We start from the raw sequence: 20058 nt of genomic DNA on the forward strand, positions 1-20058 counted from the left end.
CAGCCTTGTGACCAGGGTCTCTACTCTCGTTGACGTGGCAGAGGCGCCCGAACCCGACCTGTTGCGCGATCCGGAGTCGTACGCGCGGCTGCTCCGGCATGTCCGCGAGGCGGTGCTGTCCGGGTCCACCTCGCCGCGTTCGCCGCGCTCGGTGGTGTCAGCGTCGTGGGAACGCTCGCTGGCCGCGCGCGTCGACCCGGACGCCGGCGAGGCCCCGCTGATCTGCGAGGCGGACGAGCTCTCCGACCTGCGCGCGGAACATCCGCTGGCCCCGGTGCTGCCGCTGTTGCGCGAGATGCTGGTGAGCATCGCCGACGACGCCGAGCACATGATGATCGTGACCGACGCGAACGGGCTCATCCTGTGGCGGGAGGGCGCGACCGGCGTGCTGCTGCGCGCGGACCAGGTCGCGCTCACCGAGGGCACGCGGTGGAGCGAAGAGGCGATCGGCACGAACGCGATGGGCACCACGCTCGCGACCGGGCAGCCGGTGCAGATCTACTCCGCCGAACACCTCGTCCGCCGCTATCACACGTGGACCTGCGCGGCGGCCCCCGTACGCGATCCGGACACCGGCGCGTTGCTCGGTTCGATCGACGTCAGCGGACCTCTGCGCACGGTGCATCCGGCGATGTTGTCGCTGGTCACGGCCACCGCGCAGCTCGCCGAGGGGCGGTTGCGAGCGCAGCTGGCGGTCCGCGACGAGAAGGTGCGGCGGGCGAACATGCCGCACCTGGCGTCGTTGCGCGGACGCCCCGGCGCGCTCCTTTCAGCGGGCGGACGGGTGCTGGCCGCCGAAGCGTGCACCCTTCCGTCCACTGTGGAGGTACGGAAAGGCGGCGGCACCGTGACGCTCCCGGACGGCCGGATCGCCACCGTCGACCCGCTCGACGAGGGCTACCTCCTGCGGATCGCCACGTCCGGCTCCGCGACCCGGCGGAAGTTGTCGCTCGAGTACCTCACCGATGGCCCTGGATCGACCACTGTGGACGGTCGGGACATCCCGTTCACCCTGCGGCACGCCGAATTGCTGACTCTGCTTGCGCTTCAGCCGCGCGGTTTGTCGGCGGAGAAGCTGGCGCTGCAGCTGTACGGCGAGACCGGCAATCCGGTGACCGTGCGCGCCGAGATCCACCGGTTGCGCACCCAGCTCGGCACCGGGGTGCTGCAGACGCGCCCGTACCGCCTCGCGGCCACGGTGGACGCGGATTTCCTGCGCGCCAAAGCAGCTCTGCGCGCCGGGGACGCCGCGGCGGCGGTCCGGTCGTTCCAGGGCCCGCTGCTCGCGGAGTCGGAATCGCCCGCGATCCTGGAGGAACGCGAGTCGATCAGCGCGCAGGTCCGGCAGCTCGCGTTGAACAGCCGGGACGCGGACACGTTGTGGGCGTTCTGGGAAACCTCCTGTGGTGTCGATGATCTGGCGATCCTGGACGCGCTGGCCTCGGTGCTCGAACCGTCGGATCCGCGGTTGGCGGCGGTGCGGACGCATCGGGCCCGGCTGGGTTGATTCTTACCGTGCCACAGCAGTCTCCCTGATCGCCTCGTCCACCGGAGCCGGGTAATTCAGCTCCAAATACAACTCCCGCAGCAACAAGCCGTCCATGTGCTGCACCGTCAGCCCCGGCTGTTTTCCGCTCAGCCCGTTGAGAAATCCGCCGAGCTTGAACGCACCGCGCACCGGCCAGGAGGGCATGGGCCGGACCCGGCGCGGTCGTCCCGCTGCTGCCGCCAGCCGGGCGAACATGTCCGCCCACTGGAGATTTTCCTCTGCTACCGGGACATCCGCGCCGGATGCTTGCTCCAGCGCGTCCACCGTCGCGACGCCAACGCCGCGCGCACTCGTCGCCGCGGTCCCGCCGGGAGGCGCGAAGAGCGGCGAGTTGGAACGGACCCACTTGACGATCGGCACCGACCACTGCGGCACCCGGTCCTCCGCAACGCCGAAGACAAACGGCACCTCGATCACCGCCACCTGCAACCCCGGCCCAGCCGTTTCGCGCGCGACGCGGGCCTGCTCCAGCCGACTACGCACGTACGGATGCTTCGCGGCCAACCCCCACTCAGGGTGTACGCGGTCGAAGTACGTGTAGTACGACCCGAGCACCGCCGCGCGCGTACAGCCTGCTTCGCGCGCCGCGCGCAACAACGCGGCGACAGGCGCGACATTGCCCGCGCGCAGCCGAGGCTCGACCGGTCCGCGTCCGACCGCACGGTCGTCCATGCCACCGGCGAAGACGACACCATCCTGTCCGTCGAGTGCTTCGCGCAGCTCGGCGTGCGAAGCCTTCGAGACGTCGAGCGTCCGGTCGACTCCTGCACGCGCCGTCCGCGCGACGGCGGTCGTCTCGTGCCCGCGGTTCCGCAGTTCGTCGAGCACGTGCTGGCCCAGCAGTCCGCTGCCGCCCACCACCAAGATCTTCATGGTCCGTTCCATTCGGGCTTGTCGTCAGCCGCACTGCATCAAGCAGCGGGCAGCGTCGAACCGGCCTGCCTTCAAATCGTCCGGCCGGATGAGCCAGTACAACATTCCGACGTCGCCCCACATCATGTCGGTTTCCTCGGCGCTGTCGAACTGGGCGAGCAGCACCCAGCGGGCCGCTTCCTCCTTGTGCCGCGGATCTTCCCACCCGCCCTCGAGCACTTCCGCCGCGATCTCGTTCTCCACGGCACCCTGGACTGGTGCGGCAAGGCCGCCGACCTGATGCCGCCGCGTGCCCTGGGCGACTTCCCACGTCATCTCCCCGAACACATCGGTGCCTGCCCGCCCAGGACCGAGGACCGTCTTGACCGCTTCGGCCAGAGACTCTCCGCTCGCGATCGTGGTGTGGTCCAGCAGGAAGTGCTCTCGTTCCGGCGCGGTGGCCACGATTTCCGCGACAACGTCCCGGCGCGGGTACGGATCGAGGCCGGACGGGGGCGTTCGTTCGGCGACGGGAGTGCCTGCGGGCACGAAGAGCACTCGGTACCCGTCGGCGTCGCGGGGCAGATCGTGCTGGTAGCGATCGGGGGTGTAGCGGCCGTCGAAGCAGAAGAACAACAGCGTTCCGGCCTCCGGCAGCGGGATGGTCACGAACTCGCGCGGCAGCGTCGCGCAGTCCACCGCGGCGACGAACGTCAGCGGCCCATGGTCCGCCCAGGCAGGCCATTCCACCGCTTCCGGCAACGCCGGGTTTCCGCCGAGCTGCCCCACCCGTGGACCGGTGCCGCGGGACACCAGCCGGATTCCGGGTTGAAACAACTCGATCCATTTGGCCGCCACCTCAGCGGGCAGCCGATCCTGAGCGAGAGCGCTGAGTCGATCTTTCCATGCCGTCACTCCGTCATGATGGCGCGGCACACCGACAAAAACGCTCGAGCAGCTTGCCCGGCAGAGGTCTTCGCCGCCCCTGCCGGGCGCCGCGATCAGGGGAAGATCACGTCCGAGCAGGAGTAGAAGGCCTCGCCGGAATCGGGCCAATGGCGTTGCCAGATCGAGTAAATCAAGTGCCGGCCGGTGCGCCCGGCGGGGATGTTCGCCTGGAGCTGATAGGCGTTGCCCGCGATCGGCGGGTTGTCCTGCTTGTAGAACGGGGTGTCTTCGAGGTCGGACCACTTGAGCGGTTTCGTCGGGTCGTAGCCCGGCTTGGTGACGTACAGCTCGAAGGTGCCCTCGTGCGCGGCGGTCAGCTGGTACTGGAAGGTGTACGGGCCGCCGCTCGGCAACGTGGTCGCCGGCCAGTCGTCGCGGGCGAGGTCGAGCCCCTTGTACTTGTCCCGGCCGGCGCTGCACAGCTTGCCGTCCGGAATGATCTCGCGGCTGCGGCCGCTGGCGTCGCCGATGTTGACCTCGTCCCAGTCGTAGATCGGCCAGCTGTCGCCGACCGCGATGGCGGCCTTGCACGCGGCGGACTGCGGATTCTCCGGACCCTCCTGGAAACACTGCATGATCCGGCTGATCGGGTTGCCCATCGAACCGTGCGCGAGGGCGGGGACGGCGGTGAACACCGAAACCGTCCCGAGCACGGCGGTCAGTATCCCGACTTTGACGGCGGAGCGGGAAAACTTCATCGCGGGTTCCTCTCATGAGAGGTCTAGACCACACCCAAGGGTAAGGGAGCGGCAGCGGCGCGCTGTAGACCCGAAAGTCGGACGCCCCCGAGGTAGACACCGTCTACCTACTTTGATAGACAGTGTCTACAAGATGAACCAGGGGTTACGGAGAGCGGAATGGGTTTCCACACGTTCGTCGCCGTCGGCGACAGCTGCGCGGAGGGGCTGGACGATCCCTACCCGGATCACAGCCGGTACCGCGGCTGGGCGGATTACGTCGCCGGGCGGCTCGCGCGCGACGAAACCGCTTTCCGCTACGCCAATCTCGCCGTTCGCGGGCGGCGGCTGGACCAGATCGCCGCGGAGCAGCTGCCTGCGGCCGAACGGCACGAACCGGATCTGATCGCGTTGTTCGGCGGCGGCAATGACGTGATGAGCCGCGGCTGGGACGCTCGCACGGTCGCTCGGCGCGTCGACACCGCGATCCGGCAGTGCACCCAGATCGCGCCCACCGTCGTCACCTTCACCTTGAGCGACATCGCGCATCGCATGCCGCTCGGCGGGCGGATGCGACCGCGGGTCACCGCGCTCAACGACGCGATCCGCGAGGCCTCGGTCAGCTACGGCGCGAAGCTCGTCGACCTGTGGCCGGACCAGGCCGCGCACGATTCGCGCTACTTCGGGCCGGACCGGCTGCACCTGTCGCAGGCCGGGCATCTGCGCGTCGCCGGGCACGTGCTCGACCGGCTCGGCGTCACGCACGACGGCAGCTGGCTGGAGCCGCTTCCCGGCGCTCCGGCGCAGGGCAGCGCGATCGCCGACCTGCGCTGGCTGTGGCAGGAGGTGCTGCCGGTCGGGATCACGCGGCTGCGCAACCGGCTCACCGGCCGGTCCCCTGGCGACGGCTTCCTGCCGAAGCGTCCGGAGCTGCTGCCGGTGGCCTTCTCCGAAGCTCAGGTATGAGCGCGCGACAGCGGTTGATCCGCACCGCAGCGGATCTGCTCGTCGGCTCCGGCGTCGAGGCCGTGACGTTGCGCGGTATCGCGAAGGCGGCAGGCGTGTCGCACGGTGCACCGCTTCGCCACTTCTCGGGACGCGCGGAGTTGCTGTCCGCCGTAGCGACGCTTGGCTTCACACAGCTGCTCCATCGCGGCGCACAGTTGCCCGACGGCACCCCGCGCGAACGCGTCACGGCCGCCTGTCACGCGTACGTCGACTTCGCGGTGGCGAACCCCGCCATGTTCGAGCTGATGTTCCGTCGCGACCTCATCGACCCGGAGGAGCCAGGGCTGGTCGCGGCCAGCAGCGCCGTCTTCGACACCTTCGCCGAACTAGTGCGGCTCGACCGCGCCGAAGCGGACGACGATCGACTGCGTCCGGGTACGGATCCTCGGCTGGTCGCGGCGTCGCTGTGGGCCGCGTTGCACGGTCTCGCGCAGCTGTGGTTGTGGGGCGGGCTGGCCGGAGCCAGCTTCGCGCCTTCGCCGGAATCGGCGTTGGCGGTGACGCTCGACGCGTATCTGGGGTGAAGCTCAGCGGAGAGCCCGGAATCCTCCCCACCCCTGGCTCTCCGCCGAACAGCGGGAATGGATGACCATTCAAAAACGACCGTAACCGCTCGATCGCGTCCGCGGAATCCGCCCTTCGCCGCAGCCTCGGGTAAACCCTGGCGGTAGGCGGCCTGCCGCGATCGCGGTACGGAATTGGGAAACCGCCGGTCAGGCAGGTAGTTTCGGGCGCGTGATGCGGATCCTGCGGGCGCGGCCGCTGTGCACGGATTCGCTGCTGGCAGCCGCGGTCGGACTATTCCTGTTTGCCGGAGCGGCGGTCCACCACGGCTCCCTCGGCGACCGGCCGGGGCTGTTCGGGCTGCTGCTCGCCGCGGCGGGCGCGGCACCGCTGGTGATCCGCCGGCGCTACCCGATCACCGTGCTGCTCGCGGTGACCCTGCTGGTCGGCGCGTTCGCACTGGCCGGGTACCGCGCGACGCTCGGCCGTCCTGACCTGCTGATCGCCGCGTACACCGTGTGGGCGCGCTATCCGGTTCGGCAAGCCTGGCCGCCGTCGCTGTTCGCGGTGGCCGGCTTCGAGGTCACGATGCTCGTCGGCGACAGTTCGAATCCGATCGGCGACACGGTGATCGCGGTGCTGCAAGCGTCCGCGACCGTCCTTATTGGACACTCGGTCTACCTCCGCGGGCTCGCCCTGCACGCGACCGCGGAACGGGCCGACCGCGCCGAACTGGCGGTCGTCGAGGAGCGGCTGCGCATCGCCCGCGAACTGCACGACGTTGTCTCGCACCATCTGTCGGTGATCTCCGTGCAGGCCAACCTCGCGCGGTACGTCTTCGAGTCCGCGCCGGACACCGCACGCGGCGCGCTCGACACGATCACCGGCACGACCACCGAGGCGCTGGACGAACTCCGCCGCCTGCTCAGCGTGCTGCGGCCGCCGCACCACGAGCCGGGCGAATACCGTCCACAGCCGGGTCTCGAAGAGCTTCCCTCGCTGGTCAGCCGGGTCCGCGAGGCCGGGCTGACCGTGCGGATGCGGGTCGCCGGAACGCCGCGGACGTTGCCGTCGGGGCAGCAGCTGTGCGCGTACCGGGTCGCGCAGGAAGCGCTGACGAACGTCTTGAAGCACGCGCCGGAATCTTTCGCGACGCTGGACGTCGAGTACCTGTCCGACGCACTGCGGCTGAGCGTCGCCGACTCCGGCGGCGGACCGCGCACCGACGGCAATCCCGCCGGTCACGGCCTCGTCGGCATGCGGGAACGGGCGCGTATGTACGGTGGCGAGATCGAAATCGGGCCTCGCGAACCGGCGGGGTTCGAGGTGGTGCTGACCCTCCCGTACTCGGACCGGACCGGCGGAGAACCGAAGTGACCAGTGTGCTCGTGGTGGACGACCAGGATCTCGTCCGCGCTGGCCTCGTCGCGCTGCTCAACGCCGCGCCGGGCGTCGAGGTCGTCGGCGAGGCGCGCGACGGGATCGAGGCCGTGCACGAGGCGGCGCGACTGCGGCCCGAGGTGATCCTGATGGACATCCGGCTGCCCGGTCTCGACGGCGTGTCGGCCACCGCCCGCATCCTCGCCGGGCCGGACCACCCGCGCGTACTGATCCTGACCGTCTTCGACCTCGACGAATACGTGTACCGCGCGCTGCGGGCCGGCGCGGCCGGATTCCTGCTGAAGGACAGCCCGCCGGAGACGCTGATCTCCGGCATCCAGGCGGTGGCGCGCGGGGACATGCTGTTCGGCCCGACGATCACGCGGCGGCTGGTCGAGGCTTACACGAGCGCGCCGCCCGCGGAGCCCGCGCCGGAACTGAGCGGGCTGACCGAACGCGAACGCGAGGTGCTCCGGCTGGTCGGCACGGGAATGCCGAACGCGGAGATCGCGGCCCGGTTGCTGGTCAGCGAGGCGACGGTGAAGACGCACCTCAACCGGCTGATGCCCAAACTCGGCATCTCCAGCCGGGCGCAGGCGGTCGTCGTCGCTTACGAAACCGGTTTGGTCCGGCCAGGGCGGTAGCCGAATTCGCGGCGCAGCACGCGTTCTCCTCGGCTCTCGTCCATCCAATGTGGACAGTAACCCTCGGCTGACAGCCGCGACCAGGCCGTTCAGACCCGAGCCGGCCACGGCTGCGACGAACCGGGCGCCCAGTGTCACTCCCGAACATCTGATCGAATATTGTCGTACCCCACGCCTACCGTGCACCCCATGCCGGTCCGCACGGGCCGCGCCTGCTGGAGAGGGGGGTCATGCCCGACCACGACACGTTGCTGGAGCGCGTGCGGAAGCTGCTGGCCAAGGCCGAGGACCCGGCCGTCACGCCCGCCGAAGCCGAGCTGTACAACACCAAAGCGGCGCAGCTGATCGCGCGGCACGGGATCGACAACGCGATGCTGGCCGCGTCCGGGCAAAGCGGCGACGACATCACGGTGCTGAAGCTGCCGATCTCCAATCCGTACAGCCGTGACAAAGCCAGCCTGCTCACCAGCATCGCGTACCCGTTGCGCTGCCGGACCTTGCTGCACCGGGTCGGCCAAGGGGTCGAAGAGGTCACCGTGTTCGGCTTCCGCACCGACCTCGCTCGGGTCGAGCTGCTGTTCACCAGCCTGTTGCTGCAGGCGAGCACGCAGCTCACCCGGGTGCGGCCGGAGGAACGGGTGTTCCGCGAATCGCTGGCGGCGTACCGGCGGACGTGGCTGCACGGTTTCGCGCGCGCGGTGCACGAACGGCTGACCGCGGCGGAGGAGAACGCCGCGCGGACGTACTCCGACGTCGCCGGCGGGAAGTCGGCGGAACTGGTGGTGCGGGACCGGACGGCGCTGGTGCAGCAAGCCTTCGACCGCGAGTACGGCGATCTGCGCTCGGCGGCTCCGCGACGGTTGTCGGGGTCCGGGTACCGGGAGGGGCACCGGGCCGGGACCCGGGCGAATCTCGACCCGGCGGCGCTGGGAAGGCGGCGGTCAGCGCTCCCGGTGCGCTGACCTGGAGGGTGTCGTGCTGCGCATCGAAGACCTCGCCGCCCGGCCGGAGCTGCGCGTTCCCGCGCTCCAGCTGGGATTCGTCGGCGGGGAGTTCCTCGGTCAGGGCCTCACCGCCGGGCTGGCGAGCTCGAGGCGGATCGCCCCGGAGTTTTTCCTGGTCCTCCTCGACGACAATGTTCCGGTAGCGCGGGCGGCGGCGATACCCGTCGCCTTCCCCACCTCAGAGCGGACTGAACTGCCTGACCACGGCTGGGACGGTGCTCTCGTCTGGGCCGCCGAAGACCACCTCGACGGACGGGAACCCACCACGCTGGTCGCGCTGGAGGTGTACGTCGCGGAATCCGCGCGCGGGCAAGGGATTGCCGCCCAAGCGCTCGTGGAGTTGCAGAACCGGGCGCGCCGGGCTGGGCTTTCCCGGCTGGTCGTGCCGGTGCGGCCCACCGGCAAACCGCCCTTGGAGTCCATTGTGGACTATCTCGGCCGAGGCACCGATCCGTGGCTGCGCAGTCACGAGCGGCTGGGCGCGAAATTCCGGAAGATCGCGCCGTTCGCGATGACCGTCACCGGCACGCTCGCGCAGTGGGAGCAGTGGACCGGCATCCGGCTCGAAGACGGCCACACCGTCGTGCCCGGCGGAATCGCCCCGGTGCTGGCGTCGACGGAACAGGATCTGGGCGTGTACGTCGAGCCGAACGTCTGGTACGAGCACCCGCTCTGACTACGCCTGCTCCCAGCCAGGCAGCCAAACCCCGTCCCCTGGTTCCTGCCCGGTCACCAGGTGATCGCGCAGCTTCCGCACGTCCGGATGCGCGGGCTCGCGCCGCCACAGCAGCGACATCGGGTACACCGGCGTCGGGTCGACCACCAGCACGCGGCGGAGGTCGTACTCGTCCGGCCAGAAGTAGCGCGAGCCAGCGCCCACGAACGTCGCCAGGTCCGGCGAGGTCGCCAGTTCGTCCAGCATCGTTTCGTTGCCGAAGACCGGACCGGACACGTCGATGGTCAGGTCGAACGCCTCGGCCAGCTCCGCGTAGTACGCGCCCCATTCCATGCTCGCCGACAGCCCCGGCATCCAGATCCGATGGCCGACGAGTTTCGCGATCGGCACCGACGGCAGGTCGGCGAACGGGTGGCGCGGGCCGACCAGCAGCTCGTGCGCGTCGTAGTCCACCACCCCGCTCGTCACGCCGCCCGGCAGGTCGCGCTTCGGCACCCCGCGGAACGCCGCGTCGACCGAACCGGCCGCGACCGCGGCGACGGCGGCGTCAAAGCTCAACTCGGCGCCGGTGGTCACGATCTCCAGCTCCACCTCCGGGAACGCCCGGTGGAAGCTCAGTGCCAGCTGCGCCGACTTGGTCCGCCGGTTCAGCACGTCCACCCGCAACGGCCGCTGCTCCGGGCGCACCGCGGCGAGCGCGCTTTTCTCGGCGTCGAGCAGTACCCGGGCGTGCGGCAGGAACGCCTCGCCGTCGCTGCTCAACCGGGCCCCGCGCGCGGTGCGGGTGAACAACTGCACCCCTAGCTCGCGTTCCAGCGCGCCGACGCGTTTGGACACTGCTTGCTGCGTGATCCCCAGCTCCGCGGCCGCTTCCTGGAACTGCCCTCCGTCCACGACGGCGACGAAGGTCCGCACGAATTCCAGCTCCACGGGCCAATCCTAAGCGCTCGCGCCGCCCGCCGTGGCGAGTCAGCCCAACCCCGCTACTTGTCTGAGGAGTTGTGCTACGCTCCGCCTCGATGTTCACGCGCTTCCTTCTCCTTCGCCGCCACGGCGGGGCCTGACCGGACCGGCCCCCCGCCGTGGGGCAAGCACGCGCGCCGGTCGGCTCCCGACCACTCGAAGGACCGCAGATGAACACCGTTTGGAACCGGCAGCGACCCTCTCGCATGCCGTCGTACCGCTACCGCGACGTCTACCAGCGCGTCGACGTCCCCAACACCGGCCGCGCCTGGCCCGGCAACCGGATCACGCAAGCCCCGCTCTGGGTGCCGGTCGACCTGCGCGACGGCAACCAGGCGCTGGCCGAACCGATGGACCCGGCGCGCAAACGCCGGTTCTTCGAGCTGATGATCAGCATGGGGTACAAGGAAATCGAGGTCGGCTACCCGTCCGCCTCGCAGACCGACTACGACTTCGTCCGGCTGCTCGCGGACACCGACCTGGCTCCGGAAGACGTCACCATCGTCGTGTTCACCCTGGCACGGCGGGACCTGATCGAGCGCACCGTCGAGTCCGTCCGCGGCATCCGCAACGACGTCGTGATCCACCTGTACACCGCCACCGCGCCGACCTGGCGCACGGTGGTCCTCGGCCACGATCGAGCGTCGCTGAAAGAACTGATCCTCGACGGCGCCCGCGACGTTCTGCGCGCGGCCGGCGACCGGCCGAACATCCGCTTCGAGTTCTCCCCCGAGGTCTTCAACCTCACCGAACCCGACTACGTCCTGGAAGTCTGCGACGCGGTCACCGAAACCTGGCAGGCGAGCCCGGACCGTCCGGTGATCCTCAACCTGCCGGCGACCGTCGAGATCGCGACGCCCAACGTGTACGCCGACCAGATCGAATACATGCACCGCAACCTCGCGCGCCGCGATTCGGTAATCCTCTCCGTGCACCCGCACAACGACCGCGGCACCGGCGTCGCCTGCGCCGAACTCGCCGTGCTGGCCGGTGCCGAGCGCGTCGAGGGCTGCATTTTCGGCAACGGCGAGCGCACCGGGAACGTCGACTTGACGACGCTCGCGCTGAACCTGCACGCACAGGGCGTCGACCCGATGATCGACTTCTCGGACATCGACGAGATCCGCCGCACCGTCGAGTACTGCAACCGGATCGAGGTCCACGCGCGGCATCCGTACGTCGGCGACCTCGTGCACACCGCGTTCAGCGGCACCCATCAGGACGCGATCAAGAAGGGGTTCGCCGAACATCACGCACGCGCCGCGGAAACCGGTGTGCCCGCCCGCGATCTGGACTGGCGCGTCCCGTACCTGCCGATCGACCCGGCCGACCTAGGCCGCGATTACGCCGCCGTGATCCGGGTCAATTCGCAGTCCGGCAAGGGCGGAATCGCTTATCTGCTGGAAAACGAGTACGGCATCGCGCTGCCGCGGCGGCTGCAGATCGACTTCGCGCGCCGCGTCCAAGGCCACACCGACGGCTCCGGACACGAGGTGACCGCGACCGAACTGTGGCAACTCTTCGAAGCCGCCTACCTCCAGCCGAACCCGGTAATCACGTTGTCCCGCTTCGAAAACTCAGCCGACGAGCACACCAGCATCACCCTGCGCGTCGACGGGATCGAGCACACCAGCACGCACACCGGAACCGGGCCGGTCGAAGCGCTCACCGCGGCGCTCGGCGAGCACGGGCGGAAGGTGGACATCGTGGCCTTGCACCAGACGAGCATCGGCTCCGGCAACGACAGCGAAGCGTTGACGCTGCTGGAATATCGCACTGACAGCGGTACACAATGGACAGCCGGACGCGACCGTTCGGTGCTCGCGGCCAGCCTCACCGCAGTGGTAAACGCGGCATAAGCTCAGCGGTGCGAGCGCGACCTGCGCTCGCACCGCCTCAGCCGTTACCGCGAAGAAAAGCCAGCACCGCCAGCACTCGCCGATTCCCGTCGTCCGTCGGCGGGAGGTCGAGTTTCGCCAGGATGCTTCCGACGTGCTTGCCCACCGCGGCGTCGGACACCACCAGCCGCCGGGCGATCGACGCGTTCGAGTGCCCCTCGGCGATCAGCGACAGGACTTCCCGTTCCCGCGCCGACAGCCGGGCGAGCGGGTCGGCCCGGCGGCGCAGCAACTGGCGCACCACCTGCGGATCCACCGCCGTTCCGCCGTCGACGACCTGGCGCAGCGTGGCGACGAATTCCTCGACGTCGACCACCCGGTCCTTCAGCAGGTAGCCGACGCCGCGTCCTTCGGCGGAGTCGAGCAGTTCGGCCGCGTGGTGGTGTTCGACGTATTGGCTCAGCACCACCACAGCCAGCTCCGGCCGCGTGCGCCGCAGTTCGACCGCGGCGCGCAGGCCCTCGTCGGAATGGCCGGGCGGCATCCGGATGTCGGTGAGCACCAGGTCCGGACCGTGCTCGCGCACCGCGGCGTGCAACCCCTCGGCATCACCGACCGCGGCGACGACCTCGAACCCGAACCGCTCCAGCAACCCGCACAATCCCTCGCGCAGCAGCACCTCGTCTTCGGCGAGGACGACCCGCATCGACTCTCCCCTCAGCACGGCAGCTCCACTCGCACGACGGTCGGCCCGCCGACCGGACTGCGCACCCACATCCGGCCGCCCAGCACGGCGACCCGGTCGCTCAACCCGGTGATCCCCGTGCCGCGCGACGGCTCAGCACCGCCCGCTCCGTTGTCCCATACCTCAATGGTAAGCACCCGACCGACAATTCCGGCGGTCACCGAGGCGCAACTGGCCGCGGAATGCTTGGCGACGTTGGTCAGCGACTCGGCCACCACGAAGTACGCCGTGGACTCCACCGACTCCGGCAACCGCACCGGCACCGACACGTCCACGGTGACCGGCACCGCGCATCCGTCGGCGAGCTCCTCCAACGCGGCAGGCAAGCCGAGTTCAGCGAGCGCGCGCGGATGGATTCCGTTGATCAGCTCGCGCAGCTCGACCATCAGCTTCTTGGCCTGGTCATGTGCGTCCGACACGGCCTTCGCTGCTGCGGAATCCGGCGGCAGATCGACCTTCGCGAGCCCGAGCTGCAGACTCAGCCCGACCAGCCGCTGCTGCGCGCCGTCGTGCAGATCGCGTTCGATGCGCTTGCGTTCCGCGTCGAACGCCGACAGCAGCCGGGTCCGCGATTGCGACACCTCGGTCAGCTCGCCGCGGAGCTTCTCGGCGGCCCCGTCGGTGAGCAGCGAACGCGCCAGCATCGCGTGCAGGCCAGCGAACCCGGACAGCAGATAGCCGGACAGAACGAGCAGCACCACCCCAGCCAACGCGTACGGCACCGCCCCGCCAGGGGTGGATACCTCAGTGAAGCCAACAGAAATCGTGTCATGCTCGTTGACGAGCAGCGGGCTCGCCACCAGAACCACCGCGAACAACGCGACCATGCCAGCCACCGAGTACAGCGCGGGAATCGCGGTGCACAACAGCACCGCGTACCCGAGTTCACGCCACGCCGCCGGTTCGGTGTAACGCGTCCGCATTCGGGGCCACCAGCCCGGTTCACTGATCGGTCCAAACGGGACGGTCACCGGGTTGAGGTCGACCATGCGCAACCGCTGCCGTTCAACCCCGGCGACCACCGCCGCCCACGCTGGGCCCGCGCTCAGGAACAGCAGCATGCCGCACACCGAGAACGCCGCGACGAGCCCCAGATCGGAAGTCTGTCCATGCACGACGCGGCTGACCAGCACCGCGAGCGGCAGCAGGCAGAACCCGAACGGAAGGCCGAACAGCAGCGTCATCGGGCCGGTGCTGAGCCCGTACAGCAGCGCCCGCCACGGCCAGGAGGAAATCAGGAATGTCCGATGCGACAAAGCATCCAGCACAGTACGCGGTTTCGAGGTTGTCGAGACGGTAGCCACGAGATCCAGATTAGCCAGCGTGCTGCCCGGTTTCGATCAGCTTGCCCGTAGTCTCGGAGGTAGGGCTAGGCATACCCGGCACGCGGTCCTGGCCTTGACTTCAAGTTAAGTTGAAGTTCTACCTTCGGCGTCGTGACCGAAACGACTGACGCCGGAGTGCGGCGCCCACCGAGATCTCTGCTGGCGACGTTGCTCGGCGTCAGCACCATGACCATCATGGCCAGTGCCACGATCACACCCGCGTTGCCAGGCATGCAGCAGCACTTCGCCGCGGAACCGCACGCGGAGCTTCTCGTCCGGCTGGTGCTGACGTTGCCGGGGCTGGCGATCATGGTGTCCGCGCCGTTGCTCGCCAAGCTGAGCGGCCGGACCGGACGTGTGCCGCTGCTGCTCGCCTGCCTCGCCCTGTACACCGTCGGCGGCGGGTCCGGTCTGCTGCTGGACTCGCTTCCCGCACTGCTCGTCGGACGGGCCGTGCTCGGCATCGGCATCGCCGGGATCATGACCACGTCCACCGCGTTGATCGCCGACCATCACGACCCCGAGGAACACGGCCGCGTGCTCGGATTGCAAGGCGCGGCAATGGGTTTCGGCGGCGTCGTGGCGCTGCTGCTCGGCGGCTTGCTGGCCGCGCTGGACTGGCGCGGTCCGTTCGCCATTTACCTGCTCGCGATTCCGATGCTGGCCCTCGTGCTGCGATTCGTGCCGGACGCGCCCGTCCAGCCGACCGATCCGGCGGACACCACCACGGCCGCGTCGCCGTGGCAGCCACGCCTGCTCGGGTTGTACGCGCTGATCTTCATCGGCGTCGTGGTCTTCTACACCGTTCCGACGCAGGCACCGTTCTGGCTGGCCGAAGTCGGCGGTGCGGGACCGGCGGTCGCGGGAGCCTTGATCGCCGCGGTCAATCTCGTGATGACCTTGGTGGGCCTGAACTTCCGCCGACTGCGGGCCCGTTGGTCCTTCCCCGCGCTGACCATCGCGATGTTCGCCGCGTTCGCCGTCGGGCTGGTCGTCCTCGGTACCGCGAGTGCATTGTGGACGGCCGCGCTGGGCATGGTCGTAGTCGGACTTGGCATTGGGCTGCAGAACCCGACCGTGAACGGCTGGCTGGTCTCCACCGCCTCCCCTGGGGTACGGACCAGGTCGCTGGGGTTGCTGACCTCCGCGTTGTTCCTCGGCCAGTTCTCATCGCCGCTGATCGCGCAGCCGGTGATCGATGCCGTCGGGATGGGGACGACGTTCGTCCTGGCTGGAGCGTTAGCCGCGGCCATCGGGATTGTCGTCGCTGTCATCCATCGGCGATGACACGTAGTCGACGACCTGCGCGTGCGTAGCGAACCAAACCCCGTCGTGCGAAGCGATGTGCTCCAGCAGCTCGGTGAGAATCGTGATGCGGGAACGATGTCCGATGATGTGCGGGTGCATGGTGAGTTGGAAAAGGCCGCCCTCGGCCAAGGCGAGGTCGAACTCGTCACGCCAGATCGGCAGCACTTCCCGCGGCGGGGTGTACGGGCGCTGCGAGCCGAAGCGGTTCATCGTGAAGTACGGCGCGTCGTCGCGGATCCATTCCACCGGAAGCTCGACGATGCCGGTCGGTTCGCCGTCGGCGAGGATCTCGTAGCAGTCGTTGTCCGCCATCAACGAGGAGTCGTAGGCGAGGCCCAGTTCGCGGATGATCGCGAGGGAGCTTTCGGAGAAGTCCCACGACGGCGTGCGGATGCCGACCGGACGCGTGCCGGTGAGCCGCTCCAGCGTGTCGGCGGCCCGGAAGGTGAGATCACGTTCAGCGGTGATCGGCAGTTGGGCGTTGCTTTCGTGGATCCAGCCGTGCAACGCGACCTCGTGCCCATCGTCCACATAGGACTGTGCCTCGCCGTCGTGCAGCAACGCCGACACCGCGGGCATGAAGAACGTCGACGGCACCCCGAACCGCTCAAGCAGCTTCAACACCCGCGGCACGCCGACCCGCGAGCCGTACTCCCCTTGCGAGAGCTTGCCCGGCAGCACGTGGCCGTCGCGCAACGAGATCGTCTCGTGGTCGGAGTCGAACGACAACGCCACGGCCACCCGCGCCCCGCCCGGCCAGGAGTCCGGCCGCAGCGGCCGCCCGGCACGCACGCGCTCGACGTGACCCCGCCAGGTTTGCTCGCTCCACTGCCACGGTTCGGTCATGCTTCCTCCCCCTGCGCCGCGAAGCTCCATCGTATCGCTGTGCCACGATGAGGCACATGCACGACGAAGAGCCCGAGAAGCCGGCCAGCGGGGTCCGGACGATGAACAGCGTCCTCAGCACGCTGCGAGTCTTCGAGGAAGTCGCCCAGCGACAGCCCATCGGCGTCTCGGAGCTGGCGCGGTGCACGGAGATCCCCAAGAGCACCGTGCAGCGTGGGCTGATCACGCTTCAGCAGGCAGGATGGTTGAAAGTCGTGGACGCCGAACGCTCGCGCTGGGGTGTCGCGCCGCGCGTGCTGGCGCTCGGTCTGCGCGACTGCGGGAAGCCGGACCTCAAGGAGCTGGCCGACCCGGTCGTCAAACGGCTCGCCGCGGAGACGAACGAGACCGTCATGCTGGCCGAACGCGACGGCGACAACCTCGTCGTCATCGCCACTCAGCACACCGACCAGGTCGTGCGGGTCGTGCTGGATGTCGGCACGCGCGTCCCGCTGCTGGCCACCTCCGGCGGCACGGCGATCATGGCGCGGCTCGACGAATCCGAGGTCGAGGAGCTGTTCACCCACGAACTTCCCGAGTTCGCCCAGGACCCGGCACCGGATTTCGTCGCCCTTCGCCGCGACATCGCCCTGACCGCGAAGCGCGGGTACGCGCTCAACGGGTCCTCGTCGTGGTACCGCCCGCAGGTGTCGTCGATCGGCGCGGCCATCACGGACCCGGCCGGACGGCCAGTGGCGACGATCACCCTCGCGATTCCCGACACGCGCTACACCCGCGCCCAGGAGAAGACCTTCGCGCCGCTGGTCGTGGCCGCAGCAGCCGAGGTCAGCCGCCTGCTCGCCGAAAGGTGACACGACGCGTGCCGCATTGCGGAATGACGCGTACCGTGTGGTGGCATGAGTGAGTTCCCGGAGACGACCCCGTTGCGCTTGCGCGACGTCATCTTCCGCAACCGCGTCTGGATGTCCCCGATGGCGCAGTACGCGGCGGGCCCGGACGGGCTGCCGACCGAATGGCATCTGGCGCACTACGGCCCCCGCGCGATCGGCGGCGTCGGGCTGGTCATGGTCGAGGCCACCGCGATCAGCTCAGGCAACCGGTGCACCGCGGCCGACCTCGGGCTTTGGAACGAGGAACAGGCGCTCGCGCACCGGAAGCTGACCTCGTTCGTCGCCGGCCACGGCGCGGTGCCCGCGGTGCAGCTGAACGCCGTCGGCCGCAAGGGATCGCACCAGGTCCCGTGGGTCGGCGACGGGCAGAACGGACCGGTGCCGGTCGCCGACGGCGGCTGGGAGCTGATCGCGCCGTCAGCGATTCCGTTCGGCGACCTGGCGATGCCCCGCCCGGCCACCGCGGCTGACCTGGACCAGGTCGTCGAGGATTTCGCGCACGCGACCCGGATGGCCGAGCTGGCCGGTTACCAGGCTGTCGAAATCCACGCCTCGCACGGCTATCTGCTGCACCAGTTCCTGTCGCCGCTGTCCAATCAGCGCACCGACGAGTACGGCGGGAGCCCGCGGAACCGGATGCGCTTCCCGCTGCGCGTGGCCCGCGCCGTGCGAGAGGCGTTCCCACAGGACAAGCCGGTGTTCGTCCGCATCACCGCCACCGACTGGGTCGAGGACAGCATCGCGCTCGACGACGCCGCGGAGTTCGCCAAGGAACTGGCGGCGATCGGGATCGACCTGCTCGACGTGACCTCCGGCGTGCTCGTGCGCGATCGAGGCGCCCGGCCGCCGAACCGGGAAGGCGTGAACGTCGAGTTCGCCGCCGCGCTCAAGGAAGCGTCCGGGCTGGCGGTCGCGCCGGTCGGACAGATCACCGACTTGGCGGCCGCGGGCCAGATCATCCGCGAGGGCAAGGCCGATGCGGTGCTGATGGGCCGTTCGCTGCTGCGCGACCCGTACCTCGCCCTGCGCAACCAGTCCAAAGACGCCTGGCCCGTCCGCTACCACCGCGCTTTCTGAGGGACTACCCGGTGAATCACGAAACCACCCGCCCAGACGGCACGAGAATCCATTACACCGCAACCAGTTCCGCCGACGGGCCCGCGCTGACGCTCATCCACGGCTGGGGCTGCGACCGCGGGGACTTCGACGTGATCGTCGAACACCTCCCGCCCGAGATCCGCGTGCTGGCCGTCGACCTCGCCGAACACGGCGACTCACGGTCGTCTCGCGACACGTGGACCATCGAGGAATTTGCTCGCGACGTAGCCGCTGTGCTGGCCGCCGAGTCGGTCGAATCCACTGTCGTAGCCGGGCATTCGCTTGGCGGAGCGGTCGCGGTCGAGACCGCCCGGCGGCTTCCGGACACGGTCACCCGGGTGATCGCGCTCGATGCGTTGCACTACTTGGGCTTGTTCCCCGCACAGAGCGAGGAAGACGTCCAAGCGTTGCTGCAGCCGTTCCGCGAGGACTTCACCGGTGCGATGCGCGGGATGGTCGAAGCGGGTTCGCCAGAAGGAACCGATCCGTCCTTAGTGGACTCGTATGTCAAGAAGATGGGCTCCGTACGTCAGCCCGCCGGTCTGCACGCGCTCGAAGGCCTCGCACGCTGGGACATGGACGCGGCACTGCACGAGATCGCCCAGCCGGTCGTGCTGTACGCCGTGCGCTCGATCATCGCCAAGGAGGCGATCGACCGCTACGCCGACCGGATCCGGATCGAACTGGTCGACCTCGGCAGCCACCACTTCCCCGTCGAATCCCCGGCGGAAACCGCCAAGCTCCTGGCCGACGAACTCTAGGCCCGTCGTCCGCCATCGACGGACAACGTCGTCCCGGTGACGTACGACGCGGCGTCCGAACAAAGCCAGACCACGGCCGCGGCGGCTTCTTCCGGAGTCGCGAGCCTGCCGAGCGGAGTGATCGCTTCCTGCCGGGCGATCACGGCGGGGTCGCCAGCCCACTTGTCGAACCCCGGCGTCCGCGTCGGTCCCGGGCACACCGCGTTGACGCGGATGCCGTCCGCCGCGTAGTCGACCGCCGCGACCTTGGTCAAGCCCACAATCCCGTGCTTCGACGCGACGTAAGCCGGCGCGTTCGGGATCGCGTACAACCCGCCGTTGGACGCGACGTTCACGATCGCGCCGCCTTTCAGATGCGGCAGCTCGTACTTCATGCAGAGGAAGGTCCCGGACAGATTCACCTGCACGACGCGCTCGAACTCGGCGAGCGTCAGCTGGTCGACGCGCTTGTGCGACGACAACCCGGCGTTGTTCACCGCGAAGTCGAGCCCGCCGTACGCCTCGACCGTCTGCTTCACCGCGGCCTGTACTGAAGACTCGTCGCCGATGTCGACCTGGACGGCCAGCGCCTCCCCGCCGTCCTTCTTGATCAACTCGACGGTTTCCGCCGCGGTTGCCGCGTCGATGTCCAGCACAGCCACCGCTGCCCCGGTGCGCGCGAACTCGATCGCCGCCGCCCGGCCGATCCCGCTGCCCGCCCCGGTGACGAGCCCGCGTCGCCGGCTCACGACAGCGACTCGTGGTTCGCCCAGGCCACGCGGTACGAATGCCGCGCCTGCCACTTCTCGATCACCTCGTGCAGTTCGGGTGCGGTGAAGCTTTTGGCCAGCGTGTCGAGGTCGGCGAGGGTGACCTGGACGATCGCCGTCGCGATCAGCGCCGGGATGGCGTCTTCCCCGGGGATCGGCAGGTGGCGGCGAGTTTCGACCGACTCGGCGAACCCGGTCGCCAGCATGGCCTGTTCGATATCGCTGAGGTACTGATCCAGCTCGCCATCGGGTAGCGGCTGGTCGAACGAAACAATCATCGTGTGTGTGATCAT

At 69.1% G+C, this 20058-nt stretch carries 21 protein-coding genes; 12 read left to right on the forward strand and 9 right to left on the reverse strand.

All coding sequences use genetic code 11. The annotated features are described in order from the left end of the window. Nucleotides 1–34: 34 nt before the first annotated feature. Nucleotides 35–1507 (forward strand): helix-turn-helix domain-containing protein, encoded by a 1473-nt coding sequence (locus EIZ45_RS18655; RefSeq protein ID WP_240690728.1) that lies wholly within the window; start codon nt 35–37, stop codon nt 1505–1507. A 3-nt stretch (nt 1508–1510) separates the two neighbouring features. On the opposite strand, the gene EIZ45_RS18660 is transcribed toward EIZ45_RS18655, so the two are convergent. From EIZ45_RS18660 to EIZ45_RS18670, 3 genes are all read right to left on the reverse strand, one after another. After that, a complete protein-coding gene (locus tag EIZ45_RS18660; RefSeq protein ID WP_167756490.1) occupies nt 1511–2422 on the reverse strand; it encodes an NAD(P)-dependent oxidoreductase in 912 nt (303 codons plus the stop codon). A gap of 24 nt (nt 2423–2446) precedes the next feature. Then, entirely contained in the window at nt 2447–3316 is an 870-nt protein-coding gene (locus tag EIZ45_RS18665; RefSeq protein ID WP_134665109.1) for a YwqG family protein, read from the reverse strand. Between the two features lie 86 nt (nt 3317–3402). After that, nucleotides 3403–4047, reverse strand: a complete 645-nt coding sequence (locus tag EIZ45_RS18670; protein WP_134665111.1) for a lytic polysaccharide monooxygenase — start codon at nt 4045–4047, stop codon at nt 3403–3405. Nucleotides 4048–4206: 159 nt separating this feature from the next. Between EIZ45_RS18670 and EIZ45_RS18675 the strand changes: the two genes are divergently transcribed. From EIZ45_RS18675 to EIZ45_RS18700, 6 genes are all read left to right on the forward strand, one after another. After that, nucleotides 4207–4992 carry an SGNH/GDSL hydrolase family protein gene (locus EIZ45_RS18675; protein WP_134665113.1) on the forward strand — a complete coding sequence of 262 codons (786 nt, stop codon included), beginning with the start codon at nt 4207–4209 and terminating at the stop codon, nt 4990–4992. Further along, nucleotides 4989–5558, forward strand: a complete 570-nt coding sequence (locus EIZ45_RS18680) for a TetR/AcrR family transcriptional regulator (protein ID WP_009083495.1) — start codon at nt 4989–4991, stop codon at nt 5556–5558. The genes EIZ45_RS18675 and EIZ45_RS18680 overlap by 4 nt, the downstream gene beginning before the upstream one ends. 214 nt (nt 5559–5772) lie before the next feature. Next, nucleotides 5773–6915 (forward strand): sensor histidine kinase, encoded by a 1143-nt coding sequence (locus EIZ45_RS18685; protein WP_134665406.1) that lies wholly within the window; start codon nt 5773–5775, stop codon nt 6913–6915. Then, nucleotides 6912–7562, forward strand: coding sequence for a response regulator transcription factor (locus tag EIZ45_RS18690; RefSeq protein ID WP_134665115.1), 651 nt, complete (start codon nt 6912–6914; stop codon nt 7560–7562). Before EIZ45_RS18685 ends, EIZ45_RS18690 begins: the two co-directional genes overlap by 4 nt. 230 nt (nt 7563–7792) lie before the next feature. Further along, nucleotides 7793–8524 (forward strand): DUF2786 domain-containing protein, encoded by a 732-nt coding sequence (locus EIZ45_RS18695; protein ID WP_037811165.1) that lies wholly within the window; start codon nt 7793–7795, stop codon nt 8522–8524. Between the two features lie 13 nt (nt 8525–8537). Beyond that, complete coding sequence (locus tag EIZ45_RS18700; RefSeq protein WP_134665117.1) at nt 8538–9242, forward strand: GNAT family N-acetyltransferase; 705 nt, start codon at nt 8538–8540, stop codon at nt 9240–9242. On the opposite strand, the gene EIZ45_RS18705 is transcribed toward EIZ45_RS18700, so the two are convergent. Beyond that, nucleotides 9243–10172: a LysR family transcriptional regulator gene (locus EIZ45_RS18705; protein WP_134665119.1), complete on the reverse strand. Its 930-nt coding sequence runs from the start codon at nt 10170–10172 to the stop codon at nt 9243–9245. Between the two features lie 203 nt (nt 10173–10375). Here EIZ45_RS18705 and EIZ45_RS18710 point away from each other — a divergent pair, with 203 nt between their 5' ends. Then, the gene (locus EIZ45_RS18710; RefSeq protein WP_134665121.1) at nt 10376–12064 is read left to right on the forward strand and encodes a 2-isopropylmalate synthase; all 1689 of its coding nucleotides are present in this window, start codon (nt 10376–10378) and stop codon (nt 12062–12064) included. A gap of 37 nt (nt 12065–12101) precedes the next feature. Here EIZ45_RS18710 and EIZ45_RS18715 read toward each other — a convergent pair whose 3' ends face one another. Both EIZ45_RS18715 and EIZ45_RS18720 read right to left on the reverse strand, forming a co-directional pair. Further along, nucleotides 12102–12749 (reverse strand): response regulator transcription factor, encoded by a 648-nt coding sequence (locus EIZ45_RS18715; RefSeq protein WP_134665123.1) that lies wholly within the window; start codon nt 12747–12749, stop codon nt 12102–12104. A gap of 11 nt (nt 12750–12760) precedes the next feature. Further along, nucleotides 12761–14092 carry a sensor histidine kinase gene (locus EIZ45_RS18720; RefSeq protein WP_134665125.1) on the reverse strand — a complete coding sequence of 444 codons (1332 nt, stop codon included), beginning with the start codon at nt 14090–14092 and terminating at the stop codon, nt 12761–12763. Nucleotides 14093–14224: 132 nt separating this feature from the next. Here EIZ45_RS18720 and EIZ45_RS18725 point away from each other — a divergent pair, with 132 nt between their 5' ends. Next, a complete protein-coding gene (locus EIZ45_RS18725) occupies nt 14225–15400 on the forward strand; it encodes an MFS transporter (protein WP_134665127.1) in 1176 nt (391 codons plus the stop codon). On the opposite strand, the gene EIZ45_RS18730 is transcribed toward EIZ45_RS18725, so the two are convergent. Beyond that, a complete protein-coding gene (locus EIZ45_RS18730) occupies nt 15353–16267 on the reverse strand; it encodes a polysaccharide deacetylase (protein WP_134665129.1) in 915 nt (304 codons plus the stop codon). The two genes, EIZ45_RS18725 and EIZ45_RS18730, sit on opposite strands and share 48 nt — an antisense overlap. A 56-nt stretch (nt 16268–16323) precedes the next feature. On the opposite strand from EIZ45_RS18730, the gene EIZ45_RS18735 reads away from it, so the two are divergent. From EIZ45_RS18735 to EIZ45_RS18745, 3 genes are read left to right on the forward strand one after another with little or no spacing between them, the layout of a single operon-like run. Further along, nucleotides 16324–17118: an IclR family transcriptional regulator gene (locus EIZ45_RS18735; RefSeq protein WP_205670052.1), complete on the forward strand. Its 795-nt coding sequence runs from the start codon at nt 16324–16326 to the stop codon at nt 17116–17118. 45 nt (nt 17119–17163) lie between these two features. Beyond that, a complete protein-coding gene (locus tag EIZ45_RS18740) occupies nt 17164–18234 on the forward strand; it encodes an NADH:flavin oxidoreductase/NADH oxidase (RefSeq protein ID WP_134665133.1) in 1071 nt (356 codons plus the stop codon). A gap of 11 nt (nt 18235–18245) precedes the next feature. Then, a complete protein-coding gene (locus EIZ45_RS18745) occupies nt 18246–19016 on the forward strand; it encodes an alpha/beta fold hydrolase (RefSeq protein ID WP_043832495.1) in 771 nt (256 codons plus the stop codon). Here EIZ45_RS18745 and EIZ45_RS18750 read toward each other — a convergent pair. Together EIZ45_RS18750 and EIZ45_RS18755 are read right to left on the reverse strand one after the other, a co-directional pair. Next, complete coding sequence (locus tag EIZ45_RS18750; RefSeq protein ID WP_235146731.1) at nt 19013–19744, reverse strand: SDR family NAD(P)-dependent oxidoreductase; 732 nt, start codon at nt 19742–19744, stop codon at nt 19013–19015. The genes EIZ45_RS18745 and EIZ45_RS18750 overlap by 4 nt on opposite strands. After that, a complete protein-coding gene (locus tag EIZ45_RS18755) occupies nt 19741–20058 on the reverse strand; it encodes a hypothetical protein (protein ID WP_134665135.1) in 318 nt (105 codons plus the stop codon). Before EIZ45_RS18755 ends, EIZ45_RS18750 begins: the two co-directional genes overlap by 4 nt.

It is taken from the genome of Amycolatopsis sp. CFH S0740, assembly GCF_004522315.1.
GTDB classification, from domain to species: domain Bacteria; phylum Actinomycetota; class Actinomycetes; order Mycobacteriales; family Pseudonocardiaceae; genus Amycolatopsis; species Amycolatopsis nivea.

Excerpts from the sequence above, each read along its gene's own strand:
- EIZ45_RS18660 (WP_167756490.1), bottom strand. The coding sequence starts at position 2,422 with ATGAAGATCTTGGTGGTGGGCGGCAGCGGACTGCTGGGCCAGCACGTG.
- EIZ45_RS18670 (WP_134665111.1), bottom strand. The coding sequence starts at position 4,047 with ATGAAGTTTTCCCGCTCCGCCGTCAAAGTCGGGATACTGACCGCCGTG.
- EIZ45_RS18675 (WP_134665113.1), top strand. The coding sequence starts at position 4,207 with ATGGGTTTCCACACGTTCGTCGCCGTCGGCGACAGCTGCGCGGAGGGG.
- EIZ45_RS18680 (WP_009083495.1), top strand. The coding sequence starts at position 4,989 with ATGAGCGCGCGACAGCGGTTGATCCGCACCGCAGCGGATCTGCTCGTC.
- EIZ45_RS18685 (WP_134665406.1), top strand. The coding sequence starts at position 5,773 with ATGCGGATCCTGCGGGCGCGGCCGCTGTGCACGGATTCGCTGCTGGCA.
- EIZ45_RS18695 (WP_037811165.1), top strand. The coding sequence starts at position 7,793 with ATGCCCGACCACGACACGTTGCTGGAGCGCGTGCGGAAGCTGCTGGCC.
- EIZ45_RS18710 (WP_134665121.1), top strand. The coding sequence starts at position 10,376 with ATGAACACCGTTTGGAACCGGCAGCGACCCTCTCGCATGCCGTCGTAC.
- EIZ45_RS18715 (WP_134665123.1), bottom strand. The coding sequence starts at position 12,749 with ATGCGGGTCGTCCTCGCCGAAGACGAGGTGCTGCTGCGCGAGGGATTG.
- EIZ45_RS18730 (WP_134665129.1), bottom strand. The coding sequence starts at position 16,267 with ATGACCGAACCGTGGCAGTGGAGCGAGCAAACCTGGCGGGGTCACGTC.
- EIZ45_RS18735 (WP_205670052.1), top strand. The coding sequence starts at position 16,324 with ATGCACGACGAAGAGCCCGAGAAGCCGGCCAGCGGGGTCCGGACGATG.
- EIZ45_RS18740 (WP_134665133.1), top strand. The coding sequence starts at position 17,164 with ATGAGTGAGTTCCCGGAGACGACCCCGTTGCGCTTGCGCGACGTCATC.
- EIZ45_RS18755 (WP_134665135.1), bottom strand. The coding sequence starts at position 20,058 with ATGATCACACACACGATGATTGTTTCGTTCGACCAGCCGCTACCCGAT.